This is a genomic window from Vibrio artabrorum (genome assembly GCF_024347295.1).
In the GTDB taxonomy this organism is placed as follows: Bacteria; Pseudomonadota; Gammaproteobacteria; order Enterobacterales; family Vibrionaceae; genus Vibrio; species Vibrio artabrorum.
The window spans coordinates 2,973,866-2,985,988 of record NZ_AP025458.1 but is presented as its reverse complement, the minus strand read 5'-3'; the positions used below and the strand labels follow the sequence as shown (position 1 = coordinate 2,985,988).

Below are 12,123 nucleotides of genomic sequence, written 5' to 3'. Positions count from 1 at the left end.
TCCTGTTTCTAGCTAAGGCTGGAGAGCAGCCAGTAATATTTGGTTCGTCGCACTTTGAGTATTGGTCACGTTTGAGAAGCCGAGTTGTTGTGCTCGATCTGCTATTCGTTGGCTCGGGACAAACAGTTGTCTTGTTGAAAGCCAAGCCAAATACTCATCAGGGGTGATTGAGTAGAGATACTCCAATTGTTCCAGACTCGTGATCACAACTTTGGATATGTTTTTGTCTATCCATGTTTGATAGGTATTGTGGTCGTTAATGGGAATATATTCTCTATGATAGGTCTCACAATAAGAGACTTGTGCACCTCGGTCGAGTAAAGAGTCTCTGATGAGTTCACGCCCACCATTGCCACGTAGTATCAAAATAGATTTATTTTCTACGTTCTTCAGTTCAGTCAGTTTAAGCAAATGTTCACTATCACTAACTTGAGGGTAGTGTACTTTTTGTTTGCAGGCTTTGCTTAAAATATGCGCACTTTTTTGACCAACGCCAAGATAAAGCACCGAAGTGGGCCAAATAAAAGAAGTCTTCGAAAGGATGTTTTGGGCAGCGGTCACAGCATGGTGACTGACTGCGATGATGATATCACTGCTATTGATTAAGGGGCTTAAATCCACTGAATCTGGATTATGCACGATACGAATCAGCGGATGATGGATAGCCTGAATCCCTTCATCCGCGAGTTGTTGGCAAAGCAATTCTCCCTCTGAACCGGGACGAGTTACCAACACAGTCATGATTATTCTTGGTCTGCGTAGAGTTTCGTTAAGATCTCTCTCGCACCGTCATCCAGCAGTTGATTTGCCAGAGCCACACCCAGCGCTTCAGCATCCTGACGAGAACCTGAGATCTCGCCGCGAACCATTTTAGAACCATCGGGTTCACCGACAAGCGCACGCAGCCAGATTGTGTCGCCATCTAATAGTGAGTAGCTGCCGATAGGAACTTGGCAGCCCCCTTCTAGGGTCAGGTTCATTGCACGTTCACAAAGTACTCGATCGGCTGTGTCTTGGTGATTGAGCTGCTCAAGAAGCTTGATTAGACGTTCATCGTCAAGACGACACTCAATACCAACAGCGCCTTGACCTACAGCCGGTAGAGACTGTTCTGGTTCGATGAAACTACGAATACGTTCTTCTAGCTCTAGACGTTTAAGGCCAGCCGCCGCCAGTACGATCGCATCGTATTGACCGTCATCGAGTTTACCGAGACGAGTCCCAACGTTGCCGCGTAGCTCTTTGATGATGAGGTCAGGGCGGTATTCCAATAACTGACATTGACGTCGAAGACTGCATGTACCCACAACAGCACCTTGTGGTAGTTCATCAATATTGTTGTAAGTGTTTGATACGAAAGCATCACGAGGATCTTCACGCTCACAGATCGTTACCAGACCGAGACCTTCAGGGAAGTCGACAGGGACATCTTTCATTGAGTGAACCGCGAGATCAGCACGACCTTCTAGCATGGCCACTTCAAGCTCTTTAACGAACAATCCTTTCCCCCCTACTTTTGCGAGTGGGGTGTCTAGGATGATGTCACCTTTGGTCACCATAGTAACCAACTCAACCTCTAAACCAGGGTGAGCCGCTAGAAGTGCATCCCTGACAAAGTACGCCTGCCAAAGGGCAAGAGGGCTTTTTCTGGTCGCGATACGGATTGGTGCTGAATTTGTCATGGTGTTTCCGGCATAGATTCTTTAATAGCTTAATCCTACCATTATGAGGTAAAAATTCTTACTGTTTGATCATTCCATACTTTGATCGCTTTGATATTTTTATAATATCGCCAAAATAGTGTGATTGGCATCTCATTTGAAACATGGGCTATTATTAGAAATAGTCAATAAAGAGGACACTACGGCGCCGTGAGTTTAACTTTTTGTCTTTAAAGAATTGGCCATTAAGACGGATTCCTTTGCTTTACCATTAAGGGTGAAAGTGTTAAATTGATCACGTTTTGTTGCCAAATTCGTTCAGTAACTAAACAGAAGTGCATTTTATCTCAAACCAAGGACTTACCTTGAAGGCTTACACTCAGACTTTGATTCAACGATTAGACAATCTAAATCAACAACGCATTGAGCGTGCGTTGGCGCTGATGAGTGTGCAAAGCCAACGAGTTTTTAATCTTATTCCTGCACTGCTTCATTTCAATCATCCCATGATGCCCGGTTATTTCGATCAACAAGTTCCTTTTGGCATTCGTAGCTTCACGCTGAACGCATTCCAAAAGCAATTTGTTTCTGATACCGAATTGACGCTGGGTGGCAAGCTAACCGAATCTGCTGAACCTGCAATCCTTGGTCTCTATACCATGGGGAGCACCTCCTCTATTGGCCAAAGTACCTCAAGTGATCTCGATATTTGGGTATGTGTTTCTTCTGATATGGATGGTGCATCACGCGATAGCCTGACAAATAAATGTCTGCTTATTACTGATTGGGCTGAAACTTTGGGGGTTGAAGCCAACTTCTTCTTGATGGATGAAAAGCGTTTCCGCTCGAACCACTCGGAAGAGATGACCGGTGATAACTGTGGATCCTCACAGCATTTATTGCTGCTTGATGAGTTCTACCGTTCAGCTGTTCGTTTAGCTGGCCAACGGTTGTTGTGGCAGATTATTCCTCCTGAAATGGAGGAGTGTTATGACCAATATGTCCAAGGCTTATGTCAGGATGGTTATCTTGATTGCTCGCAGTGGATTGATTTCGGTAAGCTAAACCGCATTCCTGCGGAAGAGTATTTTGGTTCGAACTTATGGCAACTCTATAAGAGTATCGACTCACCGTATAAATCCGTTTTGAAGGCGATCCTGTTAGAAGCTTATTCATGGGAATACCCAAATACTCAATTGCTGAGTATTGATACTAAGCGTCGATTCTTCGCTGATGAGCCTGATCTGTACGGCATGGATAGTTATTATCTGATGTTAGAGAAGGTGACACGCTATTTAGAGCGTATTAATGACCATACTCGATTGGATTTAGTGAGACGCTGTTTTTACCTTAAGACTCACGAGAAATTGTCACGTGAAGCGGATATCGGCTCTGTGTTGTGGCGTCGTGAAGCCTTAACCGAGATGACGAAGTCTTGGAACTGGGGGCATGAAACCATTGCGGAACTTGATAATCGTCGTAATTGGAAGGTCGAGCAGGTTAAAGTGGTGCACCATGCACTGCTTGATGCATTGATGTTGAGTTATCGTAATTTGATTCAGTTTGCACGCCGTAACGATATTACTTCAGCCATTAGCCCACAAGATATCAGTATCTTGGCGCGTAAGCTTTATGCTGCGTTTGAGGTTTTACCCGGCAAAGTGACGCTACTGAATCCGCAGATCTCCCCGGATCTCCACGAACCTGATTTGAGCTTTATTGAAGTTCGTCAGAGTCAGTCCAACAAAGCGGGTTGGTATTTGTATAAACAGCCGCTGATTGCGCACCGTATTTTGGGGCAACCTTCTCTAGAGCACCATGAGTACTTGAGTAAATTGGTTGCTTGGTCGTTCTTTAATGGTTTGATTACTGAATCGACACGTTTGCACTCTGTGGTTCGTGATGCCCACATTGATATCGATAAGTTCTATCAAATGGTCAGTGACCTGCGTAATACGTTTTCTTTGCGTAAGCGCCGCCCAAGTATGCAAGCACTGGCGAGTCCGTGTGAGATAAGTCAGTTGGCAATGTTTATCAACTTTGAAAATGATCCGACGTCTGAATTAAGCCCTCGGGAATTGAAGGTAGATCTTAAGAATACCGATATTTTCAGTTTTGGTGAGGAAGGCAAGAGTTTAGTCGGCAGTGTTGATCTGGTTTATCGTAACTCTTGGCATGAAGTACGTACGCTTCATTTCCAGGGGGATACCGCGATGTTAGATGCCCTTAAAACAGTCTTGGGTAAAATGCACCAAGACGCTTTACCGCCAGAATCAGTCGATGTGTTCTGTTACAGCAAAAATCTACGTGGCGTGATGCGTAACATGGTGTACCAACTGTTGGCTGAATGCATTGATTTGCGATTGAAACCGATTGAACCTGAAAAACGTCGTCGTTTTAAGGCTATCCGTTTAGCGAACAAGATGTTTGGTCTGTTTTTCGAGCGTCGCGGCGTGTCGGTACAGATGCTGGAAAACTCGGTTGATTTTTACCGAAGTATTTCAACCAACAAACTGAAAGGTTCACCTTTACAGATGTTGGACAAAGAGCAAGAGTATCAATTACCGGAAGTGGTTGATGGTTTTGCAAGTGAGGGTTTAATCCAGTTCTTCTTTGAAGACACGGAGAAAGGCTTCAATATTTATGTTTTGGATGAATCGAATCAAGTTGAGATGTATCACCAGTACAGTGGTGAGAAAGATGTGATGATCGCAAGCGTGAACTCTTTCTACACCTCAGTAAAAGATGAAACGAATGTGTCATCTAAGTTGATTAATTTCAATCTGCCTCAGTATTATCAAATTGTTCATCCGGAAGAAGGCCATTCTTATGTTGTGCCTTACCGCAATGATGCTACCTTGTCTTCTCGAAATTCAAAGATAGTCAATATCTAGGGCTTTTGCGAGAAAGGGACAAAAAGGAGTGGTAAATTCACTCCTTTTTATTTTGTATAAAACATTTATACCCAGTTAATCTCTTCACCAGCATGCTTCACGCATTCTTCTTTGACCATCTCAAACAGTTCTATACCTGTCTTAGAGCATGTCCATTTATCATCGATAAGTTTGAAGTGGAAGCCGCCAGATTTAGACGCTAACCAGATCTCACGCATGGGCTCTTGGCGGTTAATAATGATTTGGCTGCGGTTTTCAAATTCCAGCGTCATCACATTGCCAGTCACTTCGTAATCAATATCAGCCTCTGATTCATCGATAGCTTCTTCGATGTTTTGCATCTGTATATCGACCAACTGATGAAATTCAGTCTCATTCATCCTTTCTATCCTATTGCTTTTCCTGAGTGTGGTGCGATTATAGGGGGCATTGAGTTAATAATCACGATATGCAAAATGAAAAAATTAATTACCGCTCTGTTTATGGTGTCCGTTGTCGGGCTTTCTGGTTGTGGTCAAACGGGTCCGTTGTACAATCCTGATCCTGTGCAGCAGACTGAACCATCACAATAAGTGAAAACACGCAGAAATCGTTATTTATAAGGGATAAGAACTTTGGATTACTTCAACTATCAGGAAGATGGCCAACTTTGGGCTGAGAACGTCGCACTTTCACAATTAGCAGAGCAATATGGTACCCCGCTGTATGTATATTCTCGTGCCACATTAGAACGCCACTGGAATGCGTTTGATTCGTCAGTTGGTGATCATCCACACTTGGTGTGTTATGCCGTTAAAGCTAACTCGAACCTTGGCGTGTTGAATACACTTGCGCGTTTGGGATCGGGTTTTGACATTGTTTCTGGTGGTGAGTTAGAGCGTGTGGTTGCAGCCGGTGGTGATCCGGCTAAGGTCGTGTTCTCAGGTGTTGGCAAAACAGCCGCTGAAATGAAGCGTGCACTTGAGTTGAACATTAAGTGTTTCAACGTAGAGTCTGAGCCAGAGCTTGAGCGACTGAATAAAGTGGCTGGTGAGCTGGGTGTTAAAGCGCCGATATCACTGCGTATCAACCCAGACGTTGATGCCAACACTCATCCTTATATCTCTACGGGTCTGCGTGATAACAAGTTTGGTATTGCTTTTGACCGTGCGCCTGCCGTCTATGCATTTGCAAAAACACTCGATAACTTATCTATCCACGGTATTGATTGCCACATCGGTTCTCAGTTAACGGATATCGAACCTTTCATTGATGCTACCGATCGCCTACTTGCACTGATTGACCAGCTACGCGCCAACGGTATCAACATCAAACACCTTGATGTTGGCGGTGGCTTGGGTGTGGTTTATCGTGATGAACTACCACCACAGCCTTCTGACTACGCAAAAGCCTTATTGGCTCGCTTAGCCAATCATTCTGATCTAGAGCTGATTTTCGAGCCTGGCAGAGCGATTGCTGCCAACGCTGGTGTACTATTAACGCAAGTCGAGTTCCTCAAGCCAACAGAGTATAAAAACTTTGCCATTATTGATGCGGCAATGAATGACCTGATGCGCCCGGCACTTTACCAAGCTTGGCAAGATATTGTGCCAGTGATCCCTCGTCAGGGTGAAGCCGTGACGTACGACTTGGTTGGTCCTATCTGTGAGACAGGGGATTTCCTAGGCAAAGATCGTGACCTTGTGCTTGAAGAAGGCGATCTACTGGCTGTTCGTTCTGCGGGTGCTTATGGCTTCGCGATGTCATCCAACTACAACACTCGTTCGCGTGCGGCTGAAGTGATGGTGGATGGCGATAAAACTCACTTGGTTCGTCAGCGTGAAGAGTTGACGAGTCTGTGGGAACTTGAAAACATTATTCCGGAGTAATTTTAAGCGTTATGCACTTCCACTTTTCTAAAATGCATGGTTTGGGCAATGATTTCATGGTCGTGGACTGCATTACTCAAAATATTTTCTTTTCTCCAGATTTGATCCGTCGTTTGGCGGATCGTCACACTGGCGTGGGCTTTGATCAGCTACTTGTGGTTGAGGCTCCCTATGATCCAGAAACGGACTTCCATTACCGCATATTCAATGCCGATGGCAGTGAAGTAGAGCAGTGTGGGAATGGTGCTCGTTGTTTTGCACGATTCGTTCGCATGAAAGGCTTAACGAATAAGTACAGCATCCATGTCAGCACCAAAAAAGGTAAAATGGTGCTCAAGATTGAAGAGAATGATCTGATCACGGTGAACATGGGCATTCCTGAGTTCGAACCAAGCAAGATTCCATTTAAGGCGAAGCAGCCAGAGAAGACGTATATTCTAAGAACGGATGTACACACCTTGTTCTGTGGTGCGGTAAGCATGGGTAACCCACATGTGGTGACCGTGGTCGATGACGTCGACACGGCGGATGTAGATGCCTTAGGCCCACTACTTGAATCACACGAACGCTTCCCTGAGCGTGTTAATGCTGGCTTTATGCAGGTCATTAACCGTGAAGAAGTTCGCCTGCGTGTTTACGAGCGCGGTGCGGGTGAAACTCAGGCCTGTGGCAGCGGTGCATGTGGCGCAGTTGCCGTTGGCATTACTCAAGGCTTACTGGCTGAGAATGTGAAGGTTCGTTTACCTGGTGGTGATTTACAGATTAGTTGGCAAGGGCCAGGTAAACCTCTGTTTATGACAGGCCCTGCAACGCATGTGTTTGATGGTCAACTCTCTTGCTAATAACACGCCATAATAAATAGCGTCATATAAATAAAGGATAGGTTTTGTCTTACGTTGAAGCCGATACACTTACCGCAGAAGTGGTCGCGGAATATTTACGTGATCACCCTGATTTTTTCCAAGACCGAAAAGATTTGGTCGATCGCCTTGCAATCAACAACGTTGAGCAGGGCGCTGTATCTTTGGTTGAGGTGCAGCTGAAACGCCAGCGTCATCGAATCGAAGAGCTAGAAGAAGAGATCACGGGTTTGATGTCGTTGGCAGCGAATAACGATAGAACCTTCTATGAGTTTATGGATCTGCAAGCTCACGTGCTGAAATGCAGTGACTTCATGCAGGTGATTAAAGCGGTTGAGCAAAAAGCGTTAGAGCTTGGGCTTAAAGCCTATATACGAATACTATCGCAATCAGGCTGTTATCAGCTGAATGCCGAAGGGTACTCGAAGTTTTCGCTTAACCATTTTAATGGCAAAGATGCTTACTTAGGGCGCTTGAGAAAAGCCGATAGATACGATTTGTTTGGTGATTACCCAGTTCCAGAGCTAGGCTCTTATGTAGTGTTACCGCTTGCTAAGCCGTCTCCATTGGGTTTACTCGCCTTTTCTAGTGAAGATGGCGGGCATTTTCAACCCCATATGGATACGCTCTTTTTACGTCATTTAGCGCTTGTTGTCGCGCATCTGGCGGACACCTTACCTTGGCAGATAAATAATGAGCCTAGAGCCCAAAATACCTCTTCCTAACAGTCTTCAAACGCCACTTTCTCGCTTCTATGAATATCTGAGAAGTGAGAAGGGACTCAGCCTACACACCCAACGTAATTACAAACAACAACTTGAAACCATGGCCGGTCATTTAGTTACGTTAGGGGTGAAAGACTGGGGACAAGTTGATGCGGCGTGGGTCAGACAACTTGCCAGTAAAGGCATGCGTGAGGGAATGAAGGCGAGCAGCATTGCAACGCGCTTATCTTCATTGCGCAGCTTCTTTGATTTCCTGGTGTTGCGTGGCGAAATGACCGCTAATCCAGCCAAAGGGGTCTCAGCACCTCGCAAACAACGCCCTTTGCCTAAAAACCTCGACGTGGACGAGGTGGGTCAACTGCTCGATGTGAATGAGGACGATCCACTGTCAATTCGTGATCGAGCGATGATGGAAGTGATGTATGGTGCGGGGTTACGATTAGCCGAGCTGGTCGGTATCAACTTGAAAGATGTGTTGGCTCGGCAGGGCGAAATCCGAGTGATTGGTAAGGGCGATAAAGAACGCAAAGCACCGTTTTCAGGATTAGCCAAAGAGTGGGTCGATAAATGGTTAAAAGTACGCGGTGAATTGGCTTCGCCGGGTGAGACCGCATTATTTGTCTCTAAACTCGGGACCCGTATTTCTCATCGCAGTGTTCAGAAGCGTATGGAAGAGTGGGGTAAGAAGCAGGCCGTTGCCAGTCATATTAGCCCACATAAACTGCGTCACTCCTTTGCTACACACGTGCTGGAGTCAAGCCAAAACCTTCGTGCTGTGCAAGAGTTGCTTGGCCATGAAAATATCTCGACCACCCAAATTTATACTCACTTAGACTTCCAACATTTAGCACAAGCTTACGATCAAGCTCACCCAAGAGCGCGTAAGAAGAGCAAAGATTAGATTAAGGTTTACTATGCGAATTTATCGAGGGTTGAAAGTCATTAAAGCGATGACTTTTGACTTGGATGATACCCTGTACGACAACTGGCCTGTGATCATGAAGGTTGAGAAAGAGATGGCCCAGTGGCTGTATCGAAAGCACCCGGTGTCCGCTTCTTTGTCGCTGGATGAGTGGCAAGCTGTGAAGCAACGCGTCGCATTGGAAAACCCAGAGTTAAAGCATGATGTCACCGTGTGGCGTGAAACCCAAATTAAGAGTGGTTTGCTGCAATTGGGGTATTCTCTGCAGCAAGCAGAACAAGCGGCCCGCAAGGGAATAGAGCATGCATTGTGGCTGCGTAATCAAGTTGATGTGCCTCAAGAAACGCACCGGGTGATGACTGAGCTTAGTCAACGTATTCCTCTGGTTGCAATTACCAACGGCAATGTTGACCCATATAAAATTGGTTTAGGGCACTACTTTCAATTAATCCTTAAAGCCGGCCCAGATGGCAGAGCAAAACCCTACCCAGATATGTTTGATAAAGCTCAGCAATACCTAGCTTGTGACGCTGAGAATATTCTTCATATTGGCGATCACCTGAGAACGGATGTCTACGGAGCAAAGCAAAATGGCTTCCAAGCGTGCTGGTTTAATGACACGGGTTCTAATGTGTACCAATCTGCAAAGGTAAGCGTACTGCCCGATATTGAGATAGCTCAACTGAGTGACCTGATGCGATTAATTTAGTTGATCGATGAGCTTGCTGTATCGTCATTTTGATAGTGATATTTTAAAAACCCTGCTTAGAATAATTGTTGACTCTTTTTTATCTATTCATTTTAGTCACAGCAATCACAAGTTGTTACTTCACTTGATTTTGAACAGAGGTTGGAATGCAAACATTTACATTTCTTGCAAATACTGAAGAGCTATTTAATGCTCAATTTTCTCAACAAGAGTGGTGTGACAATAAACAGTACCTGATTCAAATTTTCTCCGCCCAATCTTCATATCTTGCTCGTCAAATCGTGAGTGTTGCCCTCAGGCGTTTAAATAATGCGACGCTAATCGGTCAAAGTGCTCGCTATGTCATCTCGGACAATTGCCTTGAAAGTGCATGTACTTTAGTCATCATCAGTGAGTTTAATGAAACCCATTTAACGTCTGCGGTTCAGCCTTTTACGGGCAACCCAAATCAAGATAGCCACGATTTAGCTTTTCAACTGCGCCTTACCGAAAGCACAAAAACAGTCATCAGTTTGTGCGATCAGGTAGAAGGGCATGATTATCCTATTTATAGCGCCTTTGAAAACCTGCCTTATGCGTTGCCGATTGCCGGTGGGCTTTGTCAGGAGACTGAATATGGTCGTTGGGTCATGCATAACGAGCACACCTATCAACATGCTTGTGTGGCAGTCGCTCTGACGAACCCTAGATTGAAGGTTTGGACCAACGCGTACTCTGAGTGGAGTCCGATTGGGATGAAGCTGCAAGTGACACATGCGGTGGGGAATCACTTGTATACGTTGAATGGTAAGCCTGCTATTGAAGTATTCAAACATTACCTTGCCGATGGCAAAGATCTCCCTTTTAATCAGTTGATGAGCTTTCCACTTTATCGAGAATTTGGCAGAAAGAAGAGTATCTCGACGCCTCTACGCCTAAATAATGATGGCAGTATCGAGTTTGATAGCCCTTGGCATGTCGGTGAAGAGGTGCAGTTTTGTTATAACCATCCTTCTATGAGCGCAGAAAACATCCATCATGGTGCCAAGGTACTTGCCATGCATCAGCCTGAATCCGTGATCATCTATAATTGTGTCTCTCGACTTCAATTTATTGATAGTCAGTTGGATCTTAAGCCATTTGAAGGGATAGCAAACCCGTGTGGAGCCTACTGCATGGGCGAACTGTATCGTCATGGAGACCATCAAGATATTCTTCACCACAATCTCACCTACATTGCGATGCGAGAATCTGACGAGATTAAAGAGTTTTGTAATGAAGAGTTCCAGTGTGCCTCAATGATGTCGCCATTTCTTAATCTTGTCAAAAATGCCGTTGCTGATCTCGACAGTATGAATACTCAAATGGAGAACAGGCTTCACCAACAAACGCGTCGCTTAACTGAGAGCTACCGTATTACCGCACGTACCCGCTTGCCGAACCGTATCGTATTGAAGGAGCGTCTCAATACCATACAGTGTAGTGAGCACTTACTAACGTTGAAGTTCATGAATTTTCATCAAGTGAACGAAATATACGGTTATCAAATAGGTGATCAGTTACTGCTTGATCTGTCGAATCGCTTTATCAAGCTTTGTGTAGTGGAAGAGCCTGGTGTGCAGGCTGAACTGTTCAGTATCGGTGTTGGAGAGTGGGCTATTATCTTTAACGCCAGTGTTGAGAGCGCAAAGATAAAAGAACGTTTCGTTGAGTTCACTGATGATATCGAACATATTAATTTTGAGCCTTATGGCTTAACGGATATCAATTACCTGTCAGTTTCTCTGTATGGGGGATTTGCCAGTCGCTGTGATTTCTTAGATGACAGCGGGGATGAGATATTATTGAAAGCGATCGACGCTCGACGCTATGGTGTTCGGAACCACTCTCCCATCACTAACGCCAAAGATATTCAAGTGCGTGAGGAAGACCGTAAAAAGCAGCTAGGTTGGTTAGGCTGTGTAAGTCGGGCGATTTTAGATAAGAACATTCTTACGTACTCTCAGCCGATTGTGAAATCGAGTACTCACGAAGTGATTAGCCAAGAGTGTTTAGTGAGAATGAGAGAGTTGGACGGGACCATTGTACTGCCGGGGAAGTTCTTACCCATGATTGCCGACACGCACCTGTACTCACGTCTTAGTCGACACATGATTAAAAGTACGATCGGTTACATGGCAGATAAACAGAGTGCGTTCTCTATCAATCTATCACCACAAGATTTGTTGAACGATAAGACGCTTGAGGTTCTTGAGGGTGCGATAAGTGGTATGAACGATCCGACTCGACTTGGGCTAGAGGTTTTGGAGTCAGAACAGATCAAAGATTATGGTCGCATGATCGAGGTGTGTAATCACTTCCGCGATCTTGGTGTGAATATTATTGTGGATGATTTTGGTTCAGGCTACTCAAACATTGATGAGATATTGAAGCTAGAACCACAGGTGATCAAGCTTGATGGCAGTTTAATTCGCAATATTGATAAAGATAAAAAGCGTAATCGTT

At 44.9% G+C, this 12,123-nt stretch carries 10 protein-coding genes and 1 pseudogene; 8 read left to right on the top strand and 3 right to left on the bottom strand.

All coding sequences use genetic code 11. The features are described from left to right. Positions 1-12: 12 nt before the first annotated feature. Positions 13-741: a uroporphyrinogen-III synthase gene (locus tag OCU36_RS13535; RefSeq protein ID WP_261838407.1), complete on the bottom strand. Its 729-nt coding sequence runs from the start codon at positions 739-741 to the stop codon at positions 13-15. A 2-nt stretch (positions 742-743) separates the two neighbouring features. After that, a complete protein-coding gene (gene hemC, locus OCU36_RS13530) occupies positions 744-1,682 on the bottom strand; it encodes a hydroxymethylbilane synthase (protein WP_261838406.1) in 939 nt (312 codons plus the stop codon). Between the two features lie 344 nt (positions 1,683-2,026). Between hemC and OCU36_RS13525 the strand changes: the two genes are divergently transcribed. Continuing rightward, complete coding sequence (locus OCU36_RS13525; RefSeq protein WP_261838405.1) at positions 2,027-4,555, top strand: class I adenylate cyclase; 2,529 nt, start codon at positions 2,027-2,029, stop codon at positions 4,553-4,555. 65 nt (positions 4,556-4,620) lie between these two features. Here the strand turns inward: OCU36_RS13525 and cyaY are convergent, their stop codons facing one another. Further along, positions 4,621-4,935: an iron donor protein CyaY gene (cyaY, locus tag OCU36_RS13520; protein ID WP_261838404.1), complete on the bottom strand. Its 315-nt coding sequence runs from the start codon at positions 4,933-4,935 to the stop codon at positions 4,621-4,623. A 75-nt stretch (positions 4,936-5,010) separates the two neighbouring features. On the opposite strand from cyaY, the gene lptM reads away from it, so the two are divergent. The 7 genes and pseudogenes from lptM to OCU36_RS13485 form a co-directional block, all read left to right on the top strand. Beyond that, a complete protein-coding gene (lptM, locus tag OCU36_RS20160) occupies positions 5,011-5,127 on the top strand; it encodes an LPS translocon maturation chaperone LptM (RefSeq protein ID WP_408059468.1) in 117 nt (38 codons plus the stop codon). Positions 5,128-5,169: 42 nt separating this feature from the next. Continuing rightward, the gene (gene lysA, locus OCU36_RS13510) at positions 5,170-6,423 is read left to right on the top strand and encodes a diaminopimelate decarboxylase (RefSeq protein WP_261838402.1); all 1,254 of its coding nucleotides are present in this window, start codon (positions 5,170-5,172) and stop codon (positions 6,421-6,423) included. An 11-nt stretch (positions 6,424-6,434) separates the two neighbouring features. Then, complete coding sequence (dapF, locus tag OCU36_RS13505) at positions 6,435-7,265, top strand: diaminopimelate epimerase (RefSeq protein WP_261838401.1); 831 nt, start codon at positions 6,435-6,437, stop codon at positions 7,263-7,265. Between the two features lie 44 nt (positions 7,266-7,309). Further along, on the top strand, positions 7,310-8,008 hold the full coding sequence (locus OCU36_RS13500; protein WP_261838400.1) for a DUF484 family protein: 699 nt from the start codon (positions 7,310-7,312) through the stop codon (positions 8,006-8,008). Next, a complete protein-coding gene (gene xerC, locus OCU36_RS13495) occupies positions 7,977-8,909 on the top strand; it encodes a tyrosine recombinase XerC (protein ID WP_261838399.1) in 933 nt (310 codons plus the stop codon). The genes OCU36_RS13500 and xerC overlap by 32 nt, the downstream gene beginning before the upstream one ends. A gap of 13 nt (positions 8,910-8,922) precedes the next feature. Next, positions 8,923-9,639: a 5-amino-6-(5-phospho-D-ribitylamino)uracil phosphatase YigB gene (gene yigB, locus OCU36_RS13490; protein ID WP_261838398.1), complete on the top strand. Its 717-nt coding sequence runs from the start codon at positions 8,923-8,925 to the stop codon at positions 9,637-9,639. Between the two features lie 146 nt (positions 9,640-9,785). Then, a pseudogene (locus OCU36_RS13485) lies at positions 9,786-12,116 on the top strand (bifunctional diguanylate cyclase/phosphodiesterase); the annotation flags it as partial. Positions 12,117-12,123 lie beyond the last annotated feature (7 nt).